Source organism: Burkholderia sp. CCA53 (assembly GCF_001685525.1).
In the GTDB taxonomy this organism is placed as follows: Bacteria; Pseudomonadota; Gammaproteobacteria; order Burkholderiales; family Burkholderiaceae; genus Burkholderia; species Burkholderia multivorans.
This window is the reverse complement of the sequence record NZ_BDDJ01000001.1, coordinates 1,443,779-1,470,524: the sequence shown is the minus strand read 5'-3', so window position 1 is coordinate 1,470,524 and position 26,746 is coordinate 1,443,779. Positions and strand designations below refer to the sequence as shown.

Annotated in this window: 24 protein-coding genes and 1 riboswitch; of the genes, 22 read left to right on the top strand and 2 right to left on the bottom strand. The window is 69.1% G+C overall.

What is annotated here, in order from left to right; translation table 11 throughout:
• The first annotated feature begins 67 nt into the window (after window positions 1-67).
• The 22 genes from flhC to metF all read left to right on the top strand — a co-directional run bounded on the left by flhC (window position 68) and on the right by metF (window position 24,325).
• Entirely contained in the window at window positions 68-622 is a 555-nt protein-coding gene (gene flhC / locus BCR55_RS06905) for a flagellar transcriptional regulator FlhC (RefSeq protein ID WP_006401399.1), read from the top strand.
• A 200-nt stretch (window positions 623-822) separates the two neighbouring features.
• Complete coding sequence (gene motA, locus BCR55_RS06900) at window positions 823-1,683, top strand: flagellar motor stator protein MotA (RefSeq protein ID WP_006408308.1); 861 nt, start codon at window positions 823-825, stop codon at window positions 1,681-1,683.
• A 13-nt stretch (window positions 1,684-1,696) separates the two neighbouring features.
• On the top strand, window positions 1,697-2,713 hold the full coding sequence (gene motB / locus BCR55_RS06895) for a flagellar motor protein MotB (protein ID WP_006408309.1): 1,017 nt from the start codon (window positions 1,697-1,699) through the stop codon (window positions 2,711-2,713).
• A gap of 106 nt (window positions 2,714-2,819) precedes the next feature.
• Window positions 2,820-3,197, top strand: a complete 378-nt coding sequence (locus BCR55_RS06890; RefSeq protein WP_006408310.1) for a response regulator — start codon at window positions 2,820-2,822, stop codon at window positions 3,195-3,197.
• A 33-nt stretch (window positions 3,198-3,230) separates the two neighbouring features.
• Window positions 3,231-5,492 (top strand): chemotaxis protein CheA, encoded by a 2,262-nt coding sequence (cheA, locus tag BCR55_RS06885; protein WP_065494368.1) that lies wholly within the window; start codon window positions 3,231-3,233, stop codon window positions 5,490-5,492.
• 47 nt (window positions 5,493-5,539) lie between these two features.
• Complete coding sequence (gene cheW, locus BCR55_RS06880) at window positions 5,540-6,064, top strand: chemotaxis protein CheW (protein WP_006401394.1); 525 nt, start codon at window positions 5,540-5,542, stop codon at window positions 6,062-6,064.
• A 40-nt stretch (window positions 6,065-6,104) separates the two neighbouring features.
• On the top strand, window positions 6,105-8,084 hold the full coding sequence (locus BCR55_RS06875; protein ID WP_065494367.1) for a methyl-accepting chemotaxis protein: 1,980 nt from the start codon (window positions 6,105-6,107) through the stop codon (window positions 8,082-8,084).
• 3 nt (window positions 8,085-8,087) lie between these two features.
• A complete protein-coding gene (locus BCR55_RS06870; protein ID WP_059938193.1) occupies window positions 8,088-9,074 on the top strand; it encodes a CheR family methyltransferase in 987 nt (328 codons plus the stop codon).
• On the top strand, window positions 9,071-9,901 hold the full coding sequence (cheD, locus tag BCR55_RS06865) for a chemoreceptor glutamine deamidase CheD (protein ID WP_065494366.1): 831 nt from the start codon (window positions 9,071-9,073) through the stop codon (window positions 9,899-9,901). Before BCR55_RS06870 ends, cheD begins: the two co-directional genes overlap by 4 nt.
• Window positions 9,898-10,989 (top strand): chemotaxis response regulator protein-glutamate methylesterase, encoded by a 1,092-nt coding sequence (locus tag BCR55_RS06860; protein WP_012212515.1) that lies wholly within the window; start codon window positions 9,898-9,900, stop codon window positions 10,987-10,989. The genes cheD and BCR55_RS06860 overlap by 4 nt, the downstream gene beginning before the upstream one ends.
• Before the next feature lie 67 nt (window positions 10,990-11,056).
• Entirely contained in the window at window positions 11,057-11,452 is a 396-nt protein-coding gene (gene cheY, locus BCR55_RS06855; RefSeq protein ID WP_006401389.1) for a chemotaxis response regulator CheY, read from the top strand.
• 1 nt (window position 11,453) lies between these two features.
• On the top strand, window positions 11,454-12,185 hold the full coding sequence (gene cheZ / locus BCR55_RS06850) for a protein phosphatase CheZ (RefSeq protein WP_006401388.1): 732 nt from the start codon (window positions 11,454-11,456) through the stop codon (window positions 12,183-12,185).
• 192 nt (window positions 12,186-12,377) lie between these two features.
• Complete coding sequence (locus BCR55_RS06845) at window positions 12,378-12,881, top strand: DUF2844 domain-containing protein (protein WP_006408232.1); 504 nt, start codon at window positions 12,378-12,380, stop codon at window positions 12,879-12,881.
• A 16-nt stretch (window positions 12,882-12,897) separates the two neighbouring features.
• Window positions 12,898-14,193, top strand: coding sequence for a DUF3443 domain-containing protein (locus BCR55_RS06840; RefSeq protein WP_065494365.1), 1,296 nt, complete (start codon window positions 12,898-12,900; stop codon window positions 14,191-14,193).
• A gap of 238 nt (window positions 14,194-14,431) precedes the next feature.
• Window positions 14,432-15,631: a flagellar biosynthesis protein FlhB gene (gene flhB, locus BCR55_RS06835; protein ID WP_059938201.1), complete on the top strand. Its 1,200-nt coding sequence runs from the start codon at window positions 14,432-14,434 to the stop codon at window positions 15,629-15,631.
• Window positions 15,628-17,730, top strand: a complete 2,103-nt coding sequence (flhA, locus tag BCR55_RS06830) for a flagellar biosynthesis protein FlhA (protein WP_006410632.1) — start codon at window positions 15,628-15,630, stop codon at window positions 17,728-17,730. The genes flhB and flhA overlap by 4 nt, the downstream gene beginning before the upstream one ends.
• Entirely contained in the window at window positions 17,727-19,535 is a 1,809-nt protein-coding gene (gene flhF / locus BCR55_RS06825) for a flagellar biosynthesis protein FlhF (protein ID WP_065494364.1), read from the top strand. The genes flhA and flhF overlap by 4 nt, the downstream gene beginning before the upstream one ends.
• Complete coding sequence (locus BCR55_RS06820; protein WP_006408236.1) at window positions 19,528-20,352, top strand: flagellar biosynthesis protein FlhG; 825 nt, start codon at window positions 19,528-19,530, stop codon at window positions 20,350-20,352. Before flhF ends, BCR55_RS06820 begins: the two co-directional genes overlap by 8 nt.
• Window positions 20,353-20,374: 22 nt before the next feature.
• Window positions 20,375-21,109, top strand: coding sequence for an RNA polymerase sigma factor FliA (locus BCR55_RS06815; protein WP_006401381.1), 735 nt, complete (start codon window positions 20,375-20,377; stop codon window positions 21,107-21,109).
• A 293-nt stretch (window positions 21,110-21,402) separates the two neighbouring features.
• Window positions 21,403-21,517, top strand: a riboswitch (S-adenosyl-L-homocysteine riboswitch).
• 31 nt (window positions 21,518-21,548) lie between these two features.
• Window positions 21,549-22,970, top strand: coding sequence for an adenosylhomocysteinase (gene ahcY, locus BCR55_RS06805; RefSeq protein ID WP_080512292.1), 1,422 nt, complete (start codon window positions 21,549-21,551; stop codon window positions 22,968-22,970).
• Between the two features lie 151 nt (window positions 22,971-23,121).
• Entirely contained in the window at window positions 23,122-23,475 is a 354-nt protein-coding gene (locus BCR55_RS06800) for a phage holin family protein (RefSeq protein WP_006401378.1), read from the top strand.
• A 19-nt stretch (window positions 23,476-23,494) separates the two neighbouring features.
• Window positions 23,495-24,325 carry a methylenetetrahydrofolate reductase [NAD(P)H] gene (gene metF, locus BCR55_RS06795; protein ID WP_006401377.1) on the top strand — a complete coding sequence of 277 codons (831 nt, stop codon included), beginning with the start codon at window positions 23,495-23,497 and terminating at the stop codon, window positions 24,323-24,325.
• Between the two features lie 67 nt (window positions 24,326-24,392).
• Here metF and BCR55_RS06790 read toward each other — a convergent pair whose 3' ends face one another.
• A complete protein-coding gene (locus BCR55_RS06790) occupies window positions 24,393-25,871 on the bottom strand; it encodes an amidase (RefSeq protein ID WP_006409585.1) in 1,479 nt (492 codons plus the stop codon).
• A gap of 88 nt (window positions 25,872-25,959) precedes the next feature.
• On the bottom strand, window positions 25,960-26,652 hold the full coding sequence (locus BCR55_RS06785) for a dienelactone hydrolase family protein (RefSeq protein ID WP_006401375.1): 693 nt from the start codon (window positions 26,650-26,652) through the stop codon (window positions 25,960-25,962).
• Window positions 26,653-26,746: the final 94 nt, after the last annotated feature.

Below are 26,746 nucleotides of genomic sequence, written 5' to 3'. Positions count from 1 at the left end.
CGGCGCGCCGCGCCGGCGCCGGCGCATGGGCGCAGCATCCGAACAACGACACGCGAACGTTATCACCATGGCAAGCAAAAGCGTCGTGATCGAGGTGAAGGAAATCACCCTCGCCATCGAACTGATCGAACTGGGCGCCCGGCTGCAGCTGCTGGAGGCGGAGACGAGCCTGTCGCGGGATCGTCTGATCAAGCTGTACAAGGAACTGAAGGGCGTTTCGCCGCCGAAGGGAATGCTGCCGTTCTCGACCGACTGGTTCATGACGTGGCAGCCGAACATCCATTCGTCGCTGTTCTACAACATCTACCGCTTCATGCAGGATCACGGCCGCTGCGAGCCGATCCACGCGATCGTGAAGGCGTACCGGCTCTATCTGGAGCACGTCTCGCTGTCCGGCGACGAAGCGGCGCTGAGCCTCACGCGCGCCTGGACGCTCGTACGCTTCTTCGATTCCGGGATGCTGCAGATGACGCCGTGCACGCGCTGCGGCGGGCATTTCGTCGCCCATGCGCATGATCCGCAGCAAGGTTTCGTCTGCGGGCTGTGCCAGCCGCCGTCGCGCGCGGGCAAGACGCGCAAGGCGGCAGCCGCGCGCGCCGAGCTGGCCGCCGCGGCCGCCTGACGCGCGCCGCGCGGCGCATTGGCCGTGCCGCACGGCCGTCCGGCACGCGTGCGTGCGGCGTCGTGCGCGCCGCGCCGCCCCCGGCGGATTGCTGGTAAACACCGTCCGCGTGTGCCCGCGCGGCCGCGAAAGTTTTCCTGCCCACTGCCGTAAACCACTTAACGGCGGTCTCCCCGCCGGTCTTTCGTGAGGGACAGGCAGTGCTGATTATCGTAGGAACACTCGTGACGCTGTTGTCCGTCTTCGGCGGCTATGCGCTGGCGGGCGGGCATCTGGGCGCGCTGGTCCAGCCCCTCGAAATCCTGATGATCGCGGGCGCCGGCCTCGGCGCGTTCATCCTCGGCAACGGCACCAAGACGATCAAGGCGACGGTGCGCGTGCTGCCGACGCTGTTCAAGGGCTCGAAATACACGAAGGACGTGTACATGGAGCTGATGGCGCTGCTGTACGTGCTGCTCGCGAAGGCGCGCAAGGAAGGCACGCTGACGCTCGAGGCCGACATCGACGATCCGGAGAAGAGCCCGATCTTCACGCAGTACCCGAAGATCCTCGCCGATCGCCACATCGTCGAATTCCTGACCGATTACCTGCGCCTGATGGTCGGCGGCAACATGAACGCGTTCGAGATCGAGAGCCTGATGGACGAGGAGATCGAGACGCACCATGCGGAAGGCGAAGGCCCCGCGCATGCGTTGATGCGCGTCGGCGACGCGATGCCGGCATTCGGGATCGTCGCGGCGGTGATGGGCGTCGTGCACACGATGGCGTCGGCCGACAAGCCGCCCGCGGTGCTCGGCGCGATGATCGCGCAGGCGCTGGTCGGCACGTTCCTCGGGATCCTGCTGTCGTACGGGCTGATCGGGCCGCTCGCGAGCCTCGCGGAGCAGCGCGTGGCCGAGTCGACGAAGATGTTCCAGTGCATCAAGGTGACGATCCTCGCGAGCCTGAACGGCTATGCGCCTGCGATCGCGGTCGAGTTCGGCCGCAAGGTGCTGTTCTCGCCGGAGCGCCCGTCGTTCGCGGAACTCGAAGAGCACGTGCGCCGCGTGAAGGCGAAATGACGCGGAGCGAGCGATGAGCAAGGGCAAGGAACGCGCGATCGTCGTCAAGCGGGTGGCCCCGCAGAAGAAGGGCCATCACGGCGGCGCATGGAAGCTCGCGTATGCGGACTTCATGACGGCGATGATGGCCTTCTTCCTGCTGATGTGGCTGCTGAGCTCGGTCACGCCGGTACAGCTGAAGGGAATCGCCGAATACTTCAACACGCCGCTGAGGGCGGCGCTGTTCGGCAGCGGCGATCGCAGCTCGCAGGACTCGAGCATCATCAACGGTGGCGGGCGCGACCTGTCGAGCGTCGACGCGGGCACGCTGCGCCGCACCGACGGCACGACGCAACTGGCCGAGCGCGTCGCGAAGCCGACCGACGATACCGCTCAGGCGCGGATGCAGGGCGCGCTCGAGCGGCGCGAGCAGGTGCGGCTGCACGACCTGCAGATCAAGCTGATGGCCGCGATCGAAGCGAACCCGACGCTGCGCCAGTTCAAGCAGCAGATCCGCATCGACTCGACGCTGATGGGGCTGCGCATCGAGATCGTCGATACGCAGAAGCGGCCGATGTTCGCGATGTCGAGCGATCAGGTCGAGCCGTACATGCGCGACATCCTGCGTGAAATCGGCAAGACGCTGAACGACGTGCCGAACCGGATCATCGTGCAGGGCCACACCGATGCGGTGCCGTACGCGGGCGGCGAGGGCGGCTACAGCAACTGGGAGCTGTCCGCCGATCGCGCGAACGCGTCGCGCCGCGAGCTGATCGCGGGCGGCATGGACGAGGCGAAGGTGCTGCGCGTGCTCGGCCTCGCGTCGACGCAGAACCTGAACAAGGCCGATCCGCTGGACCCGGAAAACCGCCGGATCAGCGTGATCGTGCTGAACCGCAAATCCGAAGAGGCGCTGACGCGCGACGACACGACGACCACGACGCTGTCGGCCGACGCCGCGGGCTCGACGCAGCTCGCGCAGCAGCTCGCCGGCGCGCATCCGGCGCCGGTCGCGCCGGTGTCGCCCGTTGCGGCCGCGCCGAAACCCTGATGTTGATTCGATTCGAGACACCCATGAAACGATCTTCACGCGCACGACGTCCGTTGCCGCCCGACAGCGCGGCCCGCCTTGCCGGTGCGGCAGGTCGGAGGCACGCATGATCCGGACCATTCTCGCGATCGACGATTCCGCGACGATGCGCGCGCTGCTGCACGCGACGCTCGCGCAGGCGGGCTACGAGGTGACGGTGGCGGCGGACGGCGAAGCCGGCTTCGACCTCGCGGCGACGACGCCATACGACCTCGTGCTGACCGACCAGAACATGCCGCGCAAGAGCGGGCTCGAGCTGATCGCCGCGCTGCGTCAACTGAGCGCGTATGCGGACACGCCGATCCTCGTGCTGACGACCGAAGGCAGCGATGCGTTCAAGGCGGCGGCGCGCGACGCGGGCGCGACCGGCTGGATCGAAAAGCCGATCGACCCGGGCGTGCTCGTCGAGCTTGTCGCGACGCTGTCCGAGCCGGCCGCCAATTGACATGAACGCGATGAACCCAACCGGTGACCGGGCATGACTCTCGACATCACTCAGTTCTACCAGACATTCTTCGACGAAGCGGACGAGCTGCTCGCGCAGATGGAGCAACTGCTGCTGAACCTCGACGTCGGCTCGCCCGACGCCGAGGATCTCGCTGCGATCTTTCGGGCCGCGCATTCGATCAAGGGCGGCGCGGCGACGTTCGGGTTCTCCGCGCTGACCGACACCACGCACATTCTCGAATCGCTGCTCGACCGCGCGCGCAACCACGAGCTGACGCTGACGAAGGAAATGGTCGACGCGTTCCTCGAGACGAAGGACGTGCTGTCCGACCAGCTTGCCGATTACCGCGCGAGCGCCGAACCCGACGCGGCGGCCGCCGCGGCGATCTGCGCAAAGCTCGAGCGGCTGCAGGCCGATAGCGGCGGCGCGGCGGCATCGTTGGCCGCACCGGCGGCGGTCGCCGTCGCGGCGCCCGCGCCCGCCACGCCGGCCGTTGCATCCGCAGCGGCGGCCGGCCAGCGCGCGCCCGACCATGTCGTCGAGCAGGCGGTCGCGGCCGCGCATCCGTCCGCGGCCGGCGCACCGGCGCCGCAGGCCGACGCCGCCGCCGACGGCGACGGTCCGCACCTGAAGATCACGCTGACCGGCGTGGACGCGAAGGATCAGGCGCTGCTCGTCGAGGAACTCGGCAATCTCGGCCGGATCGTCGGCCGCACCGAAGTCGGCGACGCGCTGACGCTGTGGCTCGAATCCGACGTGCCGTCCGACGACATCGTCGCGGTGTGCTGCTTCGTGATCGACGAAAGCCAGATCCGGATCGCGCGCGGCGCCGCGCCGGCCGCCACGCAGCCGGCTGCGGCTGCGGCTGCACCGGTCGTCGCCGAGCCGCCGCCTGCCGCGCCGGCAGCGGCGTCCGCGGCAACTGCCGCCGCACCGGCACCGGCGCCGGCCGCATCGACCACATCCGCCGCAGCGGCCGCCGCGCCTGCCGCGCACGCCGAATCGCCCGTGCCGTCCGCGGCCGCGCAGCCGGCCGCGCATCACGACGACAAGCGCGCACGTCCGGCCGCGGCCGCCGCGGCAGGCGCGGAAGGCAGTTCGATCCGCGTCGGCGTCGAGAAGGTCGACCAGCTGATCAACCTCGTCGGCGAACTCGTGATCACGCAGGCGATGCTCGCCGAGACCGCGAGCGCGTTCGACCCGGCGCTGCACGACCGCCTGTTCAACGGGATGGCGCAGCTCGAGCGCAACGCGCGCGATCTGCAGGAAGCGGTGATGTCGATCCGCATGATGCCGATGGACTACGTGTTCAGCCGCTTCCCGCGCCTCGTGCGCGATCTCGCCGGCAAGCTCGGCAAGCAGGTCGAACTGGTCACGTTCGGTCAGGCGACCGAACTCGACAAGAGCCTGATCGAGCGGATCATCGATCCGCTCACGCACCTCGTGCGCAACAGTCTCGACCACGGCATCGAGACGGTCGACAAGCGGATCGCGGCCGGCAAGGATGCGGTCGGCCAGCTCGTGCTGTCGGCCGCGCATCACGGCGGCAACATCGTGATCGAGGTCAGCGACGACGGCGCGGGCCTGAACCGCGAGCGGATCCTCGCGAAGGCCGCGAAGCAGGGCATGCAGATTCCCGAGAACATCAGCGACGACGAAGTCTGGCAGTTGATCTTCGCGCCGGGCTTCTCGACTGCCGAGACGGTGACCGACGTGTCGGGCCGCGGCGTCGGGATGGACGTCGTGAAGCGCAACATCCAGTCGATGGGCGGCCACGTCGAGATCTCGTCGCAGGCCGGGCGCGGCACGACCACGCGGATCGTGCTGCCGCTCACGCTGGCGATCCTCGACGGGATGTCGGTGAAGGTCGGCAGCGAGATCTTCATTCTGCCGCTGAACTTCGTGATGGAGTCGCTGCAGCCGTCGAACGACGACATCTACACGGTGGGCAACGGCGAGCGCGTGGTGCGCGTGCGCGGCGAGTACCTGCCGCTCGTGGCGCTGCACGAGGTGTTCTCGGTCGAGGGCGCGCGCACCGATCCGACGCAGGGGATCGTCACGATCATGGAAACCGAGGGGCGCCGCTTCGCGATGCTGATCGACGAGCTGGTCGGCCAGCAGCAGGTCGTCGTGAAGAACCTCGAGACCAACTACCGCAAGGTGCACGGCATCTCCGCGGCGACCATCCTCGGCGACGGCAGCGTCGCGCTGATCGTCGACGTCGCGGCGCTGAACCGCGAAACCCGTGCGACGCACGGCGCCCGGGCGGGCGCCGAGCTCGCGATGTTCTGACTCTCGCCATCAACCGATTGGGGGCAAACGTGTCTGCTGAAGTCCAAATGATCAATCCGGCCGCGGCGAACGCGGCCAACGCGACGACCGGCCGCCGCGACGCGGAACATGGCGACGCGACGGGCCAGGAATTCCTGGTGTTCACGCTCGGCGACGAGGAATACGGGATCGACATCCTGAAGGTGCAGGAGATCCGCGGCTACGACAGCGTCACGCGGATCGCGAACGCGCCCGATTTCATCAAGGGCGTGATCAACCTGCGCGGCATCATCGTGCCGATCGTCGACATGCGGATCAAGTTCCACCTCGGCCGCGTCGAGTACGACCACCAGACGGTCGTAATCATTCTGAACGTCGCGCATCGCGTCGTCGGGATGGTCGTCGACGGCGTGTCGGACGTGCTCACGCTGTCGGCCGAGCAGATCATGCCGGCGCCCGAATTCGGCGCGACGCTGACCACCGAATATCTGACGGGCCTCGGCACCGTCGACGGCCGGATGCTGATCCTGATGGACATCGAGAAGCTGATGTCGAGCCGGGAAATGGCGCTGATCGAAACGCTCGGCGCATAAGCGCGCGATACGCGCGCACGGAACTTCGGGAGAATCTGCGATGCTGCAAAACTGGTCGATCCGCACGACGCTCACGGCGGTCGGACTCATCCTCGTCTGTCTTGCCGCCGCGATCGGCGGCCTCGGTCTGTTCGCGCTGAATCACGCGAGCCGCTCGCTCGACGAGATCGCGCACGTCGATCTGCCGGCGATCCACGCGCTCGACGACACGTCGTCGTATCTGCTGCGCGCGCGCGTGTCGCTCGACCGCTTCCGCTCGCTGACCGAGGCCGGCAACGCGGCCGAGGCCGCGAAGGTGCTCGATCGTGCGCAGGAGCTGTTCGCGAAGTCGAACCAGAACTGGCAGACGTTCCAGTCGACGCCGAAGCTCGGCGTCGAGCAGGCGCTCGTCGACGAGCTCGCCGCGCGCTACGCGACGATCGTGAAGGAAGGCGTCGAGCCGGAGTTCGCGGCCGCGCGCGCGGGCGACATGGCCGCTTACCACGCGGTCGCCGATACGAAGATCAGCCCGATGTTCGTCGCATACGACCAGGCCGCCGCGGCCGTGATCGCGTCGCTGCAGCAGCGCGCGAACGACCGCCACGCGTCGACGCAATCGCAGATCTCGCTGATGATCGCGCTGATCGCGGCCGGCATCGCGATCGCGTTCGTCGTCGTGATCGCGATCCGCTTCGCGCTGCGCGGGCTGATCGTCAAGCCGCTCGAGGACGCGATCGCGCATTTCGAACGGGTCGCCGGCGGCGACCTCACGCAGCCGGTGCACGTGTTCAGCAAGAACGAGATCGGCCGGCTGTTCGGCGGCATCAAGCGCATGCAGGATGCCGTGACCGCGATGGTGCAGGCCGTGCACCGCGGCACCGAATCGATCGACGTCGGCGCGCGCGAGATCGCGACCGGCAATACGGATCTGTCGCAGCGCACCGAGGAACAGGCCGCGTCGCTGCAGGAAACCGCGTCGAGCATGGAGCAGCTGACCGGCACCGTGCGCCAGAACGCGGAGAACGCGCGGCAGGCGAGCCAGCTCGCCGTGAACGCTTCGGACATCGCGACGCAGGGCGGCGAGGTGGTCGGCCAGGTCGTGTCGACGATGCAGGACATCGCGGCGAGCTCGGGCAAGATCGTCGACATCATCGGCACGATCGAAGGGATCGCGTTCCAGACCAACATCCTCGCGCTGAACGCGGCGGTCGAAGCGGCGCGCGCAGGCGAGCAGGGCCGCGGCTTCGCGGTGGTCGCCGGCGAAGTGCGCTCGCTCGCGCAGCGCAGCGCGACGGCCGCCAAGGAGATCAAGCAGCTGATCGGCGATTCGGCCGCGAAGGTCGATAGCGGCTCGGCGCTCGTCGCGCGCGCGGGCTCCACGATGGACGAGATCGTGCAGGCCGTGCGCCGCGTGACGGACATCATGGGCGAAATCAGCGCCGCGTCGGACGAGCAGTCGACCGGCATCGAGCAGGTCAATCGCGCGGTCGGCCAGATGGACGCCGTCACGCAGCAGAACGCGGCGCTCGTCGAGCAGGCGGCCGCTGCGGCCGCGTCGCTCGAGGAGCAGACGCGTCAGATGAAGGCGATCGTGTCGAGCTGGCGCGTCGCGGGCGGCACGGCGCTCGCGCCGATGCGTACCGCGCGTGCGGTCGAAGCGGCGGCCGTGCCCGCGCTGCCGGCCGGCACGCCGCGCGACGACGCGCCGGTCGCCGCGCTGCCGGCGCCGGGCGCATCGAACGCATCGCATGCTGCATCGAACGGATCGAACGCATCGAACACCGCATCGCAGCCGGCTCGACGTGCATCCGGCTCGGCCGCATCGTCGAGCGCCGCCCGCACGGCCGCCGACTCGGCCGCGCGCACGCCGGCGGCGAAGGACGCGCCGGCCGCGTCGGGCTACGGCCCGCGCGTCGCGAAGGCGGCCGCACCGGCGGACAAGCCGGCCGCGAAGCCCGCGCTCGTGCGTCCGGCGCTGAACGGCGAGAAGCCGGCGCTGGCGACGGCCGGCGCGTCCGACGACGATTGGGAGACCTTCTAAATCATGCAGGCCGCGCGCGTGCCGTTTCGACCCGATGCACCGGATGCCTCGCCTCGCGCGGGCGAGCCGGGGCGCGACTTCGCGTTCACGGGCGCGGATTTCGCGCGCATCCGCGCGCTGATCCATCGTCGTGCGGGCATCTCGCTGTCCGATCACAAGCGCGACATGGCGTATAGCCGGCTCGCGCGGCGGCTGCGCGCGCGCGGGCTCGACTCGTTTCGCGAGTATCTCGACCTGCTCGAACAGGAGAACGACGCGGCCGAGTGGGAAGCGTTCACGAATGCGCTGACGACGAACCTCACCGCGTTCTTTCGCGAGTCGCACCATTTCCCGATCCTCGCGGAGTTCGTGAAGGGCCGCGCGGCGCCGGTGTCGGTGTGGTGCTCGGCGGCATCGACCGGCGAGGAGCCGTACTCGATCGCGATCACGCTGATCGAGGCGCTCGGCGAATCGGCGGCGCGCAGCGCGTCGATCCTCGCGACCGACCTCGACACGCAGGTGCTCGCGAAGGCCGAGGCCGGCATCTATACCTACGATCAGGTCAAGCATCTGTCGCCGGAGCGGCTGAAGCGCTTCTTCCTGAAGGGCACGGGCGCGCAGGCGGGCCGCGTGAAGGTGCGGCCCGAACTGCGCGCGATGATCCGCTTCGAGCAGCTGAACCTGACCGATGCCGACTACGGGATCGCGAAGCCGTTCGACGCGATCTTCTGCCGCAACGTGATGATCTATTTCGACAAGCCGACGCAGAGCCAGGTACTCGCACGCTTCGAGCCGCTCGTGAAACCGGGCGGGCTGCTGTTCGCCGGCCACTCGGAGAACTTCACGTACGTGACGCAGGCGTTCCGGCTGCGCGGGCAGACCGTCTACGAGCTGACGCGCGATGCGGCGGGCGGCGCACGCCCGCGCGGCGCGCCGCCGGCCGACGCCGCGCCGCCGCGCCTGCGCGCGCACGCCGCCGCCGCCGCGGGCGTGTCCGGAGGCCGCGGATGAGCGCGCTGCCGATTGCGACGAACCGCTACTTCGACAACCACTTCGGCCTGCCCGGCGTGAAGCTGCTGCCGAACGAGTTCTATACGACGGCCGACGACATGGTGCTGACGACCGTGCTGGGCTCGTGCGTCGCCGCCTGCCTGCACGATCCGTTCGCGGGCATCGGCGGGATGAACCATTTCATGCTGCCGGACGACGGCGCGGACGCCGGCGCGCCCGCATCGGAATCGATGCGCTACGGCGCGTACGCGATGGAAGTGCTGATCAACGAACTGATCAAGGCCGGCGCGCGCCGCGATCGCTTCGAAGCGAAGGTGTTCGGCGGCGCGGCCGTGCTCGCCGGCATGACGACGATCAACATCGGCGATCGCAACGCCGACTTCGTGCGCCGCTACCTCGCGCTCGAACGCATCCGCATCACCGCCGAGGATCTGCAGGGCGTGCATCCGCGCAAGGTCGCGTTCATGCCGCACACCGGCCGCGCGATGGTGAAGAAGCTGCGGCTGCAGGTGCCGGGCGTCACCGAGCGCGAAGCCGCGCTCGCGCGCGAGGCCGAGCGGCTGCGGGCGGCGCGCGCGCACGTCGAGCTGTTCCGGACGAAGCCGCCGGCTGCGCCGCAGCCGGCGCGGCCGCGCATCGAGCTGTTCGGCGCGCGCGGCGCGAGCACGAGGGCGGGCGCGAGCGGCACGGCAGGCGCTGCGCGGACCGGCAGCGCAAGCGGCGGCAGCCCGTACGCCGGAAGCCCGTATGCCGGAAGCCCGTATGCCGGCAGCCCGATTGCCGGGGCCGCGCACCCCGCGACCCCATCGAAAAAGCAGGAGGCGTGAACGTAGTGCAGAAGATCAAAGTGTTGTGCGTCGATGACTCGGCGCTGATCCGCAGCCTGATGACCGAGATCATCAACGGCCAGCCGGACATGATGGTATGCGCGACCGCGCCCGATCCGCTCGTCGCGCGCGAGCTCATCAAGCAGCACAACCCCGACGTGCTGACGCTGGACGTCGAGATGCCGCGCATGGACGGGCTCGACTTCCTCGAGAAGCTGATGCGCCTGCGGCCGATGCCGGTCGTGATGGTGTCGTCGCTGACCGAGCGCGGCTCGGAGATCACGCTGCGCGCGCTCGAACTCGGCGCGGTCGATTTCGTCACGAAGCCGCGCGTCGGGATTCGCGACGGGATGCTCGACTACGCGGAAAAGCTCGCGGACAAGATCCGCGCGGCATCGCGCGCGCGCGTGCGCCAGACGCCGCAGCCGCAGGCGGCCGCTCGCGCGGCGGGCGGGCACCCGGCCGCGCCGATGGTCAACAACCCGCTCGTCAGTACCGAGAAGCTGATCATCATCGGCGCGTCGACGGGCGGCACCGAGGCGATCCGCGAGGTGCTGACGCCGCTGCCGCCCGATGCGCCGGCCGTGCTGATCGCGCAGCACATGCCGCCCGGCTTCACGAAGTCGTTCGCGCAGCGGCTCAACGGGCTGTGCCGGATCGCGGTGAAGGAAGCCGAGCACGGCGAGCGCGTGCTGCCGGGCCATGCGTACATCGCGCCCGGCCATGCGCACCTGCTGCTCGCGCGCAGCGGCGCGAACTACATCGCGCAGCTCTCGGACGAGCCGCCGGTAAACCGTCACCGGCCGTCGGTCGACGTGCTGTTCCGCTCGGCGGCGACGCACGCGGGCAAGAACGCGCTCGGCGTGATTCTGACGGGGATGGGCCGCGACGGCGCGGCCGGACTGCTCGAGATGAAGCGTGCGGGCGCGCATACGTTCGCGCAGGACGAGGCGAGCTGCATCGTATTCGGGATGCCGCGCGAGGCGATCGCGCTCGGCGCCGCCGACGAGGTCGCGCCGCTGGCGGAAATGAGCCGCCGCGTGATGGCGCGGCTCGCGACGATGGGCGATCGCGTGCAGCGCGTCTGAATGGAATGTCGCGGGACGCGTGCGATGACGCGCGCCCGGACGGAAACGAATCTGGAAAGGAACGACGATGGACAAGAGCATGAAAATCCTGGTGGTGGACGATTTCCCGACGATGCGCCGGATCGTCCGCAACCTGCTCAAGGAACTGGGCTATACGAACGTCGACGAGGCCGAGGACGGCGCGGCCGGTCTTGCGCGGCTGCGCGGCGGCGGCTTCGATTTCGTAATTTCGGACTGGAACATGCCGAACCTCGACGGCCTCGCGATGCTGAAGGAAATCCGCGCGGACGCGTCGCTCGCGCATCTGCCGGTGCTGATGGTCACCGCGGAATCGAAGAAGGAGAACATCATCGCGGCCGCGCAGGCCGGCGCGAGCGGCTACGTCGTGAAACCGTTTACGGCCGCGACGCTCGACGAGAAGCTGAACAAGATCATCGACAAGATGGCCAAGGCCGGGAGCTGACGTGAACGAGCCGATCCATGCCGCGCCGGGCGATGCGCCGTTCGGCGGCGACAGCCAGCCCGAAGGCGCCGATCTCGCGAGCGACCGCATCCTCGCGCGCATCGGCCAGCTCACGCGCACGCTGCGCGACTCGATGCGCGAGCTCGGGCTCGACAAGCACGTCGAGCGCGCGGCGGAAGCGGTGCCCGATGCACGCGACCGGCTGCGCTACGTCGCGACGATGACCGAGCAGGCTGCCGAGCGCGTGCTGAACGCGATCGAGATCGCCAAGCCGGTGCAGGAGCGCGTCCAGAACGAAGCGGAGGCACTGGACGCGCGCTGGGCGCAGTGGTATGCGGCACCGATCGAGCATGCGGAAGTGCGCGAGCTGATGGACGACACGCGCGCGTTCCTGCGCGCGCTGCCCGACGCGACCTCGGCGACCAACGCCCAGCTGCTCGAAATCATGCTCGCGCAGGACTTCCAGGATCTGACCGGCCAGGTGATCAAGAAGATCATGGACATGGTCTACCTGATCGAGCAGCAGCTGCTGACCGTGCTGGTCGAGAATATTGCGCCGGAACGGCGCGAGCAGTTCGCGGCGACGGCCGCTGCGCTCGCGGCCGAGAAGACGAGCGCGACCGGCAGCCCCGAGTCGCTGCTGAACGGCCCGCAGATCGCGCCGGAAGGCAAGCCCGACGTCGTGCAGGACCAGGCGCAGGTGGACGACCTGCTCGCCAGCCTCGGCTTCTGACACGGCGCGTCGAGCGTCGCGGCCGCGCCGTCCCCCTGGGCGGCGGCCGCGCGTCGGCATTTCCGTGCGGAATTGACACTTGGACACACTCCGCGGGCATACTACGCGTCAGCAGCAACGCAGCGTCATTCATACGATCATCGCGATCGCGGGCGGCGGCGCCCGCGTCGACGCCAGTCCCTGGGGGGGAACGTGAAGCTGAAACGTTTGGGTAGGGCTGCCGCGCACGCGGCAGTTGCAACGGGCGTGCTGTGGGCGACCCACGCGTACGCCGAACTGGGCGGGGCGCCGATGTCGCCGCCCGCCAACGATCCGGCGGCCACCGTGCGCGCGATGCAGCGCGCGATGCGCTCGGCCGACGGCGCGCCGACGAGCGCGGCCGCGTACACGATGCGCGAGATCACGCTCGGTTCCGGCACCGTGATCCACGAATACACCTCGAGCGCGGGCACCGTGTTCGGTCTCGCATGGCGCGGGCCGACGGTACCGGATCTCGCGTCGCTGCTCGGCAGCTATTTCCCGCAGTACACGGCCGGCGTCGAAGCCGCGCACGCGGCACGCGGCTGGCGCGCGCCGGTGTCCGTCGCGACCAGCGGGCTCGTGATCCGCACGGGCGGCCACATGGGCGCGTTCTCGGGCCAGGCATGGCTGCCGAACGCACTGCCCGCCGGGCTGACCGGCAACGACATCCAGTGACTGCGGGAGAACGATCTTGCGAATTCCTCGTACTTTCATCCGCTGGGTCGGCGTCGCGGGTCTGGCGATCGCGACGGCGTTGACGGTCGTCGCGTGCGGCGGCGGCGATGGGGACGGCGGCGGTAGTGCCGCAGGCGGCGGCAGTTCGACGGGCGGCGGCAATACCGGCGGATCGGGCGGCACCGGCGGCTCCGGCTCGGGCGGCGGCACGGCCAACACCGCGAACACGGCCGTCATCACGGTCAATTCCGGTGTCGCGAGCGTCATCAACATTCCGACGGTCAGCGTGACGGTCTGTGCGCCGGGCACCACGAATTGCCAGGTCGTCAACAACGTGCTCGTCGACACTGCGTCGTACGGCCTGAGGCTCGTCGGCACCGCGGTATCGGGCCTGCTCGGCAGCCTACCGCAGACGACGAGCGGCGGCGCGCCGCTCGCCGAATGCGGCAAGTTCGTGTCGAGCTACACCTGGGGTTCGGTGCGCACGGTCGACCTGTCGATCGGCTCCGAACAGGCGTCGTCGCTGCCGGTGCAGATCATCGGCGATCTCGGCACCTCGAACGTGCCGACGTCCTGCACGAACGGCAACACATCGGCGAACTCGGCCGGCACGCTCGGCGCAAACGGGATTCTGGGCATCGGGCCCGCACCGTACGACTGCGGCGACAACTGCGTGACGTCGACATCGTCCGACTACAACAACTACTACGCGTGCCCGAACGGCAATGCGAGCTGTACGGTCACGCTCGTGCCGCTCGCGCAGCAGGTCGCGAATCCGGTCCATCGTTTCGCGACCGACAACAACGGCGTGATCGTGCAGATGCCGAACATCTCGAACAGCGGGCAGGCGAGCGCGACGGGCCTGCTGACCTTCGGCATCGGCACGCAGAGCAACAACGCGCTGGGCGCTTCGTCGACACTGACGTCGACGACGGCCGGCGACGTCACCGCGACGTTCCTCGGCCGCACCGTGACGGCGTTCTTCGATACGGGTTCGAACGCGTATTTCTTCGACGACGCCTCGCAGGCGGTCTGTTCGCGCAACACGTCGTTCTACTGCCCGACGTCGACGACGACCTACTCGGCGACGCTGACCGGCCAGAACGGCACGTCGGCCGGCGTGACGATGCCAGTCGTGAACGCGGACGCGGTGTTCGCGAACACGTCGACGTTCGCGTTCAACGACATCGCCGGCCCGTTCGGCTCGTCGCAATGGCTCGATCTCGGCCTGCCGCATTTCTACGGCAAGACGATCTACTTCGGCATGGACCGCCGGTCGATGGGCGGCGCAGCGCCTTACGTCGCATTCTGAGCGGCCCGGCCGGCCGTACCGAAAAGGGGGCGACTCGGTCGCCCCCTTTTTTCATCCGCACGCGGCACGCAGGCACCCGCCGCCGAGCCGCGCCGGGCGGGCGATCGCGCCCGCCCGATTCGCAGAAATACCCCCCTTTCCCGGCTTTGCTCGACCGATCGGCGGTTGACGCGTCCATCAATAATCGCTGTCAGTGAAAAGCGGCATTCCGCCGTAGCCGTAGCCGACTGGAGGCCCCGTGGCAGACGAGAGCGATCTCGACCGGACCGAAGCCGCCACTCCGAGACGCCGCGAGAAGGCGCGCGAGGAGGGGCAGGTCGCGCGTTCGCGCGAGCTGGCTTCGTTCGCGCTGCTCGCGGCGGGCTTCTACGGCGCGTGGCTGCTCGCGGGACCGGCGGGCGCGCATCTGCAGGCGATGCTGCGCGGCGCGTTCGAGTTTGACCGCGCGACCGCATTCGACACGCACCGGATGCTGTCGGCGGCCGGCAGCGCGAGCCTCGAGGGGCTTGCCGCGCTGCTGCCGATCCTCGCACTGACCGGCGCGGCCGCGCTGCTCGCGCCGATGGCGCTCGGCGGCTGGCTGATCTCGCCGAAAACCTTCGAGCTCAAGTTCGACCGGCTCAATCCGGTCGCGGGTCTCGGCCGCATCTTCTCGATCCAGGGGCCGATCCAGCTCGGCATGTCGATCGCGAAGACGCTCGTCGTCGGCGGCATCGGCGGCGTCGCGATCTGGCGCAGCAAGGACGAACTGCTCGGGCTCGCGACGCAGCCGCTCGATACGGCGCTCGTCGACGCGCTGCATCTGGTCGCCGTGTGCTGCGGCACGACGGTGGCCGGGATGCTGGTCGTCGCCGCGCTCGACGTCCCGTATCAACTCTGGCAGTACAACAAGAAGCTGCGCATGACGAAGGAAGAAGTGAAGCGCGAACACCGCGAGAACGAAGGCGATCCGCACGTGAAGGGGCGGATTCGCCAGCAGCAGCGCGCGATCGCGCGTCGCCGGATGATGGCGGCCGTGCCGAAGGCGGACGTCGTCGTCACGAACCCGACGCACTTCGCGGTCGCGCTGCAGTACGCGGACGGCGAGATGCGCGCGCCGAAGGTCGTCGCGAAGGGCGTGAACCTCGTCGCCGCGCGCATCCGCGAGCTCGCGGCCGAGCACAACGTGCCGCTGCTCGAGGCGCCGCCGCTCGCGCGGGCGCTCTATCACAACGTCGAACTCGAACGCGAGATTCCGGGCGCGCTGTATTCGGCCGTCGCCGAAGTGCTCGCGTGGGTCTATCAGCTCAAGCGCTTCCGCGCCGAAGGCGGCGCGTTCCCGGCCGCGCCCGTCGATCTCGACGTGCCGGCCGAGCTCGACAAGGGTGCGACGGTGTCTGCCGACGACGCGCGCGACGAGGCCGAAGACGCGCTCGGCACGCACGGAGGCGCCGCATGAGCACGCCGACCACGGGGCTCTTCGCGAAGCGCGCGAACCTGCTTGCCGGCACCAACCTGCGCGCGCTGGCCGGGCCGATCCTGATCTGCATGATCCTCGGGATGATGATCCTGCCGCTGCCGCCGCTGCTGCTGGATCTGCTGTTCACGTTCAACATCGCGCTGTCGGTGATGGTGCTGCTCGTCAGCATGTACACGATGAAGCCGCTCGACTTCGCGGCATTCCCGAGCGTGCTGCTGTTCTCGACGCTGCTGCGGCTGTCGCTGAACGTCGCGTCGACGCGCGTCGTGCTGCTCGAAGGCCACACGGGCCCGGACGCGGCCGGCCAGGTGATCGAGGCGTTCGGCCACTTCCTCGTCGGCGGCAATTTCGCGGTCGGCATCGTCGTGTTCGTGATTCTGATGATCATCAACTTCATGGTGATCACGAAGGGCGCGGGGCGCATCGCGGAAGTGTCCGCGCGCTTCACGCTCGACGCGATGCCCGGCAAGCAGATGGCGATCGACGCCGATCTGAACGCGGGCCTCATCAACGAGGAGCAGGCGCGCAAGCGCCGCCAGGCCGTCGCGCAGGAGGCCGAGTTCTACGGCTCGATGGACGGCGCGTCGAAGTTCGTGCGCGGCGATGCGATCGCCGGCCTGATCATCATGGCGATCAACGTGATCGGCGGCCTGATCGTCGGGATGATCCAGCACGACATGAGCTTCGCGGCCGCGGGCAAGAACTACACGCTGCTGACGATCGGCGACGGCCTCGTCGCGCAGATTCCGTCGCTCGTGATCTCGACCGCGGCCGGCGTGATCGTGTCGCGCGTCGCGACCGACGAGGACATCGGCACGCAGATCACCGGCCAGCTGTTCACGAACCCGCGCGTGCTGACGATCACGGGCGCGATCATCGTGCTGATGGGGCTGATCCCCGGCATGCCGCACTTCGCGTTTCTCGCGCTCGGCGCCGGCGCGATCTGGCTTGCCCGCACGCAGACGAAGCGCGCGGCCGCACGCAAGGCGGCCGGCGACGTGACCGAGATCGCACCGCCCGCCGCGCTGCCGTCCGACAGCCACGAAGCGACATGGGACGACGTGCAGCTGATCGATCCGCTCGGCCTCGAAGTCGGCTACCGGCTGATTCCGCTCGTCGATCGCAACAGCGACGGCGAGCTGCTCAAGCGGATCAAGAGCATCCGCAAGAAATTCGCGCAGGAAATCGGCTTCCTGCCGCCGGTGATCCATATCCGCGACAACCTCGAACTGCGTCCGAACGCGTACCGGATCGCGCTGAAGGGCGTCGAGATCGGCACGGGCGAAGTGTTTCCGGGTCAGTGGCTCGCGATCAATCCGGGGCAGGTGACGGCCGCGCTGCCGGGCGCCGCGACGCAGGATCCGGCGTTCGGGCTGCCCGCCGTGTGGATCGACGTCGCGATGCGCGAGCAGGCGCAGGTGTACGGCTACACGGTCGTCGATGCGAGCACCGTGGTCGCGACGCACCTGAACCATCTGGTCGTCCAGCACGCGGCCGAGCTGCTCGGCCGGCAGGAAGTGCAGGCGCTCGTCGAGCGCACCGGCAAGGACGCGCCGTCGCTCGTCGAGGATCTGGTGCCGAAGACGGTCTCGCTGACGACGCTGCAAAAGGTGCTGCAGAACCTGCTCGACGAAGGCGTGCCGATCCGCGACATGCGCACGATCCTCGAGGCCGTGTCCGAGCATGCGGGCCGCGGCGACGCATACGAGATCACGGCCGCCGTGCGCCTCGCGCTCGGCCGCGCGATCACGCAGCAGTGGTATCCGGGCACGGGCGACATGCAGGTGATGGGGCTCGACGCGAATCTCGAGCGCGTGCTGTCGCAGGCGCTCGCGACCGGCGCGAATCCGGGCCTCGAGCCCGGACTCGCGAACACGCTTCTGACCGGCACGCAACAGGCGATGCTGCGTCAACAGAATCTCGGGCTGCCGCCCGTGCTGCTCGTGCAGCACGCGTTGCGCGCGATGCTTGCGCGCTTCCTGCGCCGCAGCCTGCCGCAATTGAAAGTGCTGTCGTATGCCGAAGTGCCGGATACACGCACGATCAAGGTTGTTAACGTCATCGGGGGTTCCGCTTGAACATTCGCAAATTCACCGGCGCGACGAGTCGCGACGCGCTTCGTCTGGTGCGCGAGGCGCTGGGCGCCGACGCCGTCGTGCTGTCGAACCGCGCGCTCGATGACGGCAGCGTCGAAATCGTCGCACTCGCCGACGCCGAACTGGCCGCGGTCGCACCGCCGGCCGCCGCTGCCGTGCGAGCGCGCCTGCCGGAATCGGCGCTGCCCGCCGCCGTGCCCGCGGCCGCCGTGCCCGGGATCGTCGCGCGGCCCGCCGCGCCCGCACGCGCGGTCGCGAATCCGTATGCGACGGACGAACACGGGCTGCCGGACGTGTTCTCGTCGGTGTTCGGCGCGAGCGCCGATACGCCGCAGGCGGCCGCCGGCTCTGCCGCGCCGGCCGCGGACGAGCCGGGCGCGGTGCGCGCGAATGCCGCTGCGCCGGCGCCGGCACATGCGGCGGCGCCCGCCGCGAGCGGCGAACCGGCCGCATGGCTCGTCGAGCACGCGAAACGCCTGACGCAGCAGCGCGATGCGCTGCGCGCCCGTACGCAAACCGCGCCCGCCGCGTCGGCCGGCGCCGCACACGCGCCGCAGGACGCAGCGCCCGCGGCGTCGCCCGACTGGATGCGCGATGTCGCACGCGAGGCGGAACGGCGCGCGCCGGCCGCCGCGCGCACGACCGACGCGGCTGCCGCGAAAGCGGCCGACCGCGCGCGGCTGTCCGCCGATACGGCGGCTGCCGTCGCCGACGCGGTGAAGTCCGGCGTCGAGCGCATCGTCAACGACACGGTGATGCACGAGCTCGGCGCGCTGCGCGGGATGATGGAAGCGCAGTTCGACAACCTGATGTGGCACGACCGTCAACGCCGCAGCCCGGTGCACGGCGCACTGTCGAAGCATCTGTTCGCCGCCGGTTTTTCCGCGCAGCTCGTGCGGATGCTCGTCGATCGTCTACCGGCCGGCGACGGTGCGCAGACGTTCGACGCGGCGCTCGAATGGGCGCAGTCGGTGCTCGCCGCGAACCTGCCGGTGCTCGGCAGCGAGGACGCACTGATGGAGCGCGGCGGCGTATTCGCGCTGATGGGGCCGACCGGCGTCGGCAAGACGACCACGACCGCGAAGCTCGCCGCACGCTGCGTGATGCGCTTCGGCGCGAGCAAGGTCGCGCTGCTGACGACCGACAGCTACCGGATCGGCGGCCACGAGCAGCTGCGCATCTTCGGCAAGATCCTCGGCGTGCCGGTCCACGCCGTGAAGGACGCCGGCGATCTGTCGCTCGCGCTGTCCGAGCTGCGCAACAAGCACATCGTGCTGATCGACACGATCGGGATGAGCCAGCGCGACCGCGCGGTGTCCGACCAGATCGCGATGCTGCACGGCGCGAGCACGCCGGTGCAGCGGCTGCTGCTGCTCAACGCGACGAGCCACGGCGACACGCTCAACGAAGTCGTGCAGGCGTATCGCAGCGCCGGCGACCGCGCCGATCTCGCGGGGCCCGACCTGGCCGGGCCTGACCTGGCTGGGCCTGACCTGGCTGGGCCTGACCTGGCCGGCTGCATCCTGACGAAGCTCGACGAGGCGACGCATCTGGGCGGCGCGCTCGACACCGTGATCCGCTACAAGCTGCCCGTGCACTACGTGTCGACCGGCCAGAAGGTGCCGGAAAACCTGTACGTCGCGACCACGCGCTTCCTGCTGAAGAGCGCGTTCTGCGTGCCGCGCGACGGCTCGCCGTTCGTCCCGCAGGACGACGACATGCCGCTGCTGCTGTCCGCGCTGACCGCCCGCGCGGCCGCCGATCTGCACGAGGTGCGATTTGGATAAACGAACGATCGACCAGGCCGAAGGACTGCGGCGCCTGCTGGCCGGGCGCGGTTCGCGCATCGTCGCGGTGACGGGCGGGCCGACCGGCGTCGGCTGCACGTCGACCGTCGTGAACGTCGCTGCCGCGCTCGCGGCGCTCGGCAAGGACGTGCTCGTCGTCGACGAGCGCGCGGACGTGCATTCGGCCGCCGCGACGCTCGCCGGCGCATGGCTGCGCGACGGCGAGCGCACGCGCGTCGCCGCCGGCTTCTGGCTGTGCGCGAGCGCGCAGGCCGCGCGAGCGGGCTACGGCGATGCGCAGCTGAGCGACTTCGTCGATGGCCCGGCCGACATCGTGCTGATCGACGCGCAGCGCGGCGCCGACGGTACGCTGTCGACGCTCGCGCGCGAAGCGCACGACGTGCTGATCGTCACGCGCGTGGCCGCGCACGCGATCACCGAAGCGTACGCGTGCATGAAGCGGCTGCATTTCGCGCACGCGACCGCGCAGTTCCGCGTGCTCGTGAACCACGTCGGCAGCCATGCCGATGCGAAGACCGCGTTCGACAATCTCGCGGGCGTCGCGAGCCGCTATCTGACCGTGTCGATCGCCGATGCCGGCTGCGTGAGCGCCGATCCGCTCGTCGAGCACGCGCGTGCACTGACGCGCTCCGCGGTCGACGCGTTTCCGTCGTCGCCCGCGGCGCGCGACTACCGAAAGATCGCGGCCGACCTGCTGTACTGGCCGATGCGCCCGCGTGCGGGCACAGGTTCCGCGCGCGAGCTGCGCGCGGGCGGGCAGCCGTCGTACCGGACGGGCGCGGCGCACGCCGCATGAGCGCCACCGGAAGGAGAGAGCCATGATGTACAACGCTCAGGGAAAGATCTCGCAGGCCGACGTGCTCGCGCAGTACGCGCCGCTCGTGCGTCGTCTCGGGCTGCAGCTCGTCGCGAAGATGCCGGCGAGCGTCGATCTCGACGACCTGATCCAGGCCGGCATGATCGGGCTGATGGATGCGGCCGGCCGCTACAAGGAAGATCAGGGCGCGCAGTTCGAGACCTACGCGACGCAGCGGATCCGCGGCGCGATGCTCGACGAGCTGCGCAGCAACGACTGGCTGCCGCGCAGCCTGCGCAAGACCTCGCGCGAGGTCGAACTCGCGGTGCACCAGGTCGAGCAGCGGCTCGGCCGCGCCGCGAGCGAGGCCGAAATCGCGCAGCACCTGAACATGCCGCTCGACGAATACCAGGCGATGCTGCAGGACCTGCACGGCAGCCAGCTCATCTACTATGAGGATTTCGACCGTGCGGCCGACGACGAGCCGTTCCTCGACCGCTATCGCGTCGATCACGCCGATCCGTTGTCGGCGCTGCTCGACGAGCATCTGCGCGGCGCGCTCGTCGAGGCGATCGAGCGGCTGCCCGAGCGCGAGAAGCTGCTGATGTCGCTCTACTACGAGCGCGGACTGAATCTGCGCGAGATCGGCGCCGTGCTCGAGGTCAGCGAATCGCGCGTGTGCCAGCTGCACAGCCAGGCGGTCGCGCGATTGCGCGCGCGGCTGCGCGAGCAGGCGTGGGTCGGCGCGGAAAGCTGAAGCGCGCGCGGCCGGCGGCGCATCGCGCCGTTCGCCCGGCAGTTCCTCGATCGGACGCGGCCTGCTCTACTGCAGCATGGTGAGATTGCACGCGTCGAGAATCGGTGCGACCGCGTCGGCAGCACGAGTCTCCCGATCGATCGGCCAGCCGATCGCGCGTGCGAGCATCGCGACCCAGAGCGCCCGCGCGCATCTCGATAAAGGGGCGCGCTTCGCTCTGCGCGCCCGTCGCGACGGCGATCGACGCGGCCGACGCAAGAAATTTCCGTCGCGATTTGCTACAATCGCAGCCGTTTTCCGAGGAGCGTTGCGACGGACCTTCTGCGTCCGCCAGGCTCGGAAGGCTTCACCAGGCAGCCGTGCGGCGACATTCGCGCCGGCCCGCCTCCTGAACGGCGCTCACGTCATCAATTTCTAGAACTTTTTTAGAAAGGAGGGCGTGATGAGCGCCGTTATCGATTCGAAAGCTTCCCAGGATTACGTCGTCGCCGACATGGCACTTGCCGGCTGGGGCCGCAAGGAGCTGAACATCGCCGAGACCGAAATGCCGGGCCTCGTGCAGATCCGCGACGAATACAAGGCGCAGCAGCCGCTGAAGGGCGCGCGCATCGCCGGTTCGCTGCACATGACGATCCAGACCGGCGTGCTGATCGAGACGCTGAAGGCGCTCGGCGCCGACGTGCGCTGGGCATCGTGCAACATCTTCTCGACGCAGGACCACGCGGCCGCCGCGATCGTCGAGGCCGGCACGCCGGTGTTCGCGTTCAAGGGCGAATCGCTCGACGAATACTGGGAGTTCTCGCACCGTATCTTCGAATGGCCGAACGGCGAATTCGCGAACATGATCCTCGACGACGGCGGCGATGCGACGCTGCTGCTGATCCTCGGCGCGAAGGCCGAGAAGGATCGCTCGGTGATCGCGAAGCCGACCAACGAGGAAGAAGTCGCGCTGTACAAGTCGATCGCGCGCCACCTCGACATCGACGCGAACTGGTACTCGAAGCGCCTCGCGCACATCAAGGGCGTGACCGAAGAAACGACGACCGGCGTGCACCGCCTGTACCAGATGGAAAAGGACGGCCGCCTGCCGTTCCCGGCGTTCAACGTGAACGATTCGGTCACGAAGTCGAAGTTCGACAACCTGTACGGCTGCCGCGAGTCGCTCGTCGACGGCATCAAGCGTGCGACCGACGTGATGATCGCGGGCAAGGTCGCGGTCGTCGCCGGCTACGGCGACGTGGGCAAGGGCTGCGCGCAGTCGCTGCGCGGCCTTGGCGCGACCGTGTGGGTTACCGAAATCGATCCGATCTGCGCGCTGCAGGCGGCGATGGAAGGCTACCGCGTCGTGACGATGGAATACGCGGCCGACAAGGCCGACATCTTCGTGACCGCGACCGGCAACTATCACGTGATCACGCACGATCACATGAAGGCGATGCGTCACAACGCTATCGTCTGCAACATCGGCCACTTCGATTCGGAAATCGACGTCGCGTCGACGCGCCAGTACCAGTGGGAAAACATCAAGCCGCAGGTCGACCACATCATCTTCCCGGACGGCAAGCGCATCATCCTGCTGGCCGAAGGCCGCCTCGTGAACCTCGGCTGCGCGACCGGCCACCCGTCGTTCGTGATGTCGAACTCGTTCGCGAACCAGACGCTCGCGCAGATCGAACTGTTCACGCGCGGCGACCAGTACGAGAACAAGGTCTACGTGCTGCCGAAGCATCTCGACGAGAAGGTCGCGCGTCTGCACCTCGCGCGCATCGGCGCGCAGCTGTCGACGCTGTCGGACGAGCAGGCCGCGTACATCGGCGTGCAGAAGGAAGGTCCGTTCAAGCCGAACCACTACCGCTACTGATGCGTGCCGCCGCTGCCACGCCGCATGCGCCTCGCGCGCACGCGGCGCGGCAGCGCGGCGTCATCCGGCCGGGCGGCCTGCCGCACGCATTTGCGCGCGGGCCGCTCGCGCCGGCGGCCACCGATCGACAACCGAAGAACCGGAGCACACCATGAGCCTCATCCTGACCTGGGTCATCAATGCCCTCGCGCTGCTGATCATCACGTACCTCGTGCCGTCGATCCACATCAAGAGCTTCGGCACCGCGCTGATCGTCGCGGTCGTGCTCGGCCTGATCAACACGGTGATCCGTCCGGTGCTGATCCTGCTGACGCTGCCCGTGACGGTCGTCACGCTCGGGCTGTTCATCCTCGTCGTGAACGCGCTGTGCTTCTGGTTCGCGTCGTCGCTGCTGAAGGGCTTCGAGGTGTCCGGGTTCTGGTCCGCGTTCTTCGGTTCGATCCTGTACAGCATCGTGTCGTGGCTGCTGTCCGCACTCATCTTCGGTCAGCGCAACCTCGGCTGAGGGCTGAACCCTCCGAATCATGAAACCGATCGAACTCTCGTTTGAATTCTTTCCGCCGAAAACGGCGGACGGCGTCGAGAAGCTGCGCGCGACGCGTGCGCAGCTGCTGCCGCTGAAGCCGAAATTCGTCTCCGTGACGTTCGGCGCCGGCGGCTCGACGCAGCAAGGCACGCTCGATACCGTGCTCGACATGCAGAAGGACGGCCTCGACGCCGCGCCGCACCTGTCGTGCATCGGCTCGTCGCGCGACAGCCTGCGCGCGATCCTCGACCAGTACCGCTCGTGCGGCATTCGTCACATCGTCGCGCTGCGCGGCGATCTGCCGTCCGGGATGGGCTCGGTGGGCGAGCTGCGCTACGCGTCGGAACTCGTCAGCTTCATCCGTGCGGAGCACGGCGACTGGTTCCACATCGAAGTCGCCGGCTATCCGGAATACCATCCGCAGGCGCGCTCGCCGAAGGCCGATCTCGAGAACTTCGCGCGCAAGGTGAAGGCCGGCGCGAATTCCGCGATCACGCAGTACTTCTTCAACGCGGACGCGTATTTCCGTTTCGTCGACGACGTGCGCAAGCTCGGCGTCGACGTGCCGATCGTGCCGGGCATCATGCCGATCACGAACTTCTCGCAGCTGATGCGCTTCTCGGAAATGTGCGGCGCCGAAGTGCCGCGCTGGGTCGCGCGCCGGCTCGAGAGCTTCGGCGACGATCGCGAATCGATCCGCGCGTTCGGCGCCGACGTCGTCACCGGCCTGTGCCAGCGTCTGATCGACGCGGGCGTGCCGGGGCTGCACTTCTATACGCTGAACGCGGCCGCCGCGACGAAGGCGATCTGCGAACGCCTCGACGTGTAAGCGTCGCGCACGCGGCCTGCCGCTGCATGCCCCGTCGGCTTCGGCCGGCGGGGCTTTTTTTCGTCCGTCAGCGCTGCGCCTGCAGCAGCGGCGGACGGCGATCGAACCACGGCCGCGCCTGCTCGAGCTGCCGCGCGAGCTGCAGCAGCAGCGCGTCGTCGCCGTGACGCGCGACGAACTGCACGCCGATCGGCAGCCCGCGCGCGTTCCAGTAGAGCGGCACCGACATCGCCGGCTGGCCCGTCAGATTGAACAGCTCGGTGCAGCCGGCCCACGCGAACGCCTTCTGCGACGCCTTCGCGAGCAGCTCGCGCAGCAGCGGCTTCGCGGGCAGCGCGGCCACGAGCTTCATCTGCGCGGCTTCGAGCGGCGTCGGCTGCAGTTCGCCGATCTTCACCGGCGGCCCGGCCAGCGACGCGCAGAGGATCGCGTCGTAGCGCGACACGAAACCCGACACCTGCACGGTCAGCTGCCGCTGCCATTCGAGCACGTCCTGCAGCCGCGCACGCGCGAGCCGCCGGCCGACCACGGCCATCGCCCAGGTCGCCGCCTCGAACTCGCCGCGCCGCGGCGTGCGGCCGGTCAGTGCGCGCGCGCCGAGGACGATCTCCTCGGCGATCGTCGCCCACAGCGTCAGGAAGGTTTCGGCCGCGCGCGCGTAGTCGACATGCAGCGTCGCCGGTTCGACGTGATGGCCGAGCGATTCGACGAGCGCGGCCGCGTCGTCGAGCGCCGCGCGCGTATCGTCGGCGAGCGCCGGCGCGAGCATCGGATCGGTGACGAGGCCGATCCGCAGCGGGCCGGGCGGCGTATCGAGCGCCGCGAGGAACGTGCCCGGCGCACCGGGCGGCCGCGTCGCGCCGGTCGTCACGTCGAGCAGCAGCGCACTGTCGCGCACGCTGCGCGACACCGCATGATTGACGACGAGATCGCCGTGGGTCGGCAGATCGACGAGCGCAGGATGGCGGCTCGGCTTCAGGCCGAACAGCCCGCAGCACGAGGCGGGAATGCGGATCGAGCCGCCGCCGTCCGATGCATGCGCGAGCGGCACGACGCCGGCCGCGACGGCGGCCGCCGCGCCGCCGCTCGAGCCGCCGCTCGTATGGTCCAGGCTCCACGGATTGCGGCACGCGCCGAACAGGTCGGGCTCGGTGTAGGGCATCTGGCCGATCTCCGACGTGTTGGTCTTGCCGAACACGTTGAGCCCGGCCGCACGGCTTTTCGCGATGAAGGGCGAATCGTCGCCGGGCACGAAGTAGCGGTAGTGGCGGCTGCCCATCGACAGCGGCAGCCCGGCGACGGCCGCGCCGAGATCCTTCACGAGATACGGGACGCCCGCGAACGGCGCATCGGCGGTTGCCGCCGACGCAGCCGCCGCACGCGTGCGCGCGGCGTCGTAATCCTGCAGCACGATCGCGTTGATCGCGCCGTTGACGGCCTCGGCCTGGCCGATGGCCGCGTCGAGCAGTTCGAGCGGACTTGCTTGGCGTTCGCGCACGAGCGTCGCGAGGCCGATCGCGTCGTGCGCGAGATAGTCGTCATGCATCGCGGTCACTCCTGTTGTGACGTATGGCGATGGGCCAAGCATAACGCGGGCGCGGCACGCGGCGGTGCGGGCCCGCGGCGGGCCGGGCTTACAGGTGCTCGGCGAGGAACGTCAGCGTGCGGCCGTGCGCGAGCGCCGATGCGCGCTGCTGGTACGACGCGCGCTCCGGGCAGTTGAAGCCGTGCTCGGCGCCCGGATAGACGTGAAACGCGGCGTTGTCGCGGCCGGCGAACGCGGCCTTCACCTGCTCGACCGCATCGAGCGGAATCGCGTGGTCGTTTTCGGCGTAATGGAACAGCATCGGCTGCGCGATCTTGCCGGCGAGGTCGAGTGCGTTCTGGATGCCGCCGCCGTAATACGCAACCGCGGCGTCGACCTTGCCGGCCGCAGCCATGCGATAGGCGAGGTGGCCGCCGAAGCAGTAGCCGATCGCGGCGACCTTGCCGGTCGTTTCGGTCCGCGCGCGCAGCGCGTCGGCGGCCGCGCCGAGATCGGCGACCGCGAGCCCGATGTCGGTCTTTTTCAACAGCTCGATGCCTTTGTCGCGATCGGCGCCGTCGTACGTCAGCTCGACGCGCGGCTGCGTGCGCCAGAACACGTCGGGCGCGAGCGCGACGTAGCCGTCGGCCGCGTACTGGTCGGCGACCGCACGAATGTGCGAATTCACGCCGAAGATTTCCTGAATGATGATGACGGCAGGACCCTTGCCGCGCTTCGGCAGCGCGAGATAGCCGCCGAAGCTGTCGTTACCGGTCGGGATGTCGATCCATTGGGCAGTCACGTGGGAACTCCTGGCAAACGAGGCGCATGCGGCCTCGGGGACGATAGAGGCGGCTTAGTGTGCCACCAATCGCGTGCCGTTGCAGTGCGCGCAC

Bases quoted from the DNA above. Each gene is read 5' to 3' on its own strand.
- flhC (WP_006401399.1), top strand. From the start codon at position 68: ATGGCAAGCAAAAGCGTCGTGATCGAGGTGAAGGAAATCACCCTCGCC.
- motB (WP_006408309.1), top strand. From the start codon at position 1,697: ATGAGCAAGGGCAAGGAACGCGCGATCGTCGTCAAGCGGGTGGCCCCG.
- BCR55_RS06890 (WP_006408310.1), top strand. From the start codon at position 2,820: ATGATCCGGACCATTCTCGCGATCGACGATTCCGCGACGATGCGCGCG.
- cheA (WP_065494368.1), top strand. From the start codon at position 3,231: ATGACTCTCGACATCACTCAGTTCTACCAGACATTCTTCGACGAAGCG.
- cheW (WP_006401394.1), top strand. From the start codon at position 5,540: ATGATCAATCCGGCCGCGGCGAACGCGGCCAACGCGACGACCGGCCGC.
- BCR55_RS06875 (WP_065494367.1), top strand. From the start codon at position 6,105: ATGCTGCAAAACTGGTCGATCCGCACGACGCTCACGGCGGTCGGACTC.
- BCR55_RS06870 (WP_059938193.1), top strand. From the start codon at position 8,088: ATGCAGGCCGCGCGCGTGCCGTTTCGACCCGATGCACCGGATGCCTCG.
- cheD (WP_065494366.1), top strand. From the start codon at position 9,071: ATGAGCGCGCTGCCGATTGCGACGAACCGCTACTTCGACAACCACTTC.
- cheY (WP_006401389.1), top strand. From the start codon at position 11,057: ATGGACAAGAGCATGAAAATCCTGGTGGTGGACGATTTCCCGACGATG.
- flhA (WP_006410632.1), top strand. From the start codon at position 15,628: ATGAGCACGCCGACCACGGGGCTCTTCGCGAAGCGCGCGAACCTGCTT.
- BCR55_RS06815 (WP_006401381.1), top strand. From the start codon at position 20,375: ATGATGTACAACGCTCAGGGAAAGATCTCGCAGGCCGACGTGCTCGCG.
- BCR55_RS06800 (WP_006401378.1), top strand. From the start codon at position 23,122: ATGAGCCTCATCCTGACCTGGGTCATCAATGCCCTCGCGCTGCTGATC.
- metF (WP_006401377.1), top strand. From the start codon at position 23,495: ATGAAACCGATCGAACTCTCGTTTGAATTCTTTCCGCCGAAAACGGCG.
- BCR55_RS06790 (WP_006409585.1), bottom strand. From the start codon at position 25,871: ATGCATGACGACTATCTCGCGCACGACGCGATCGGCCTCGCGACGCTC.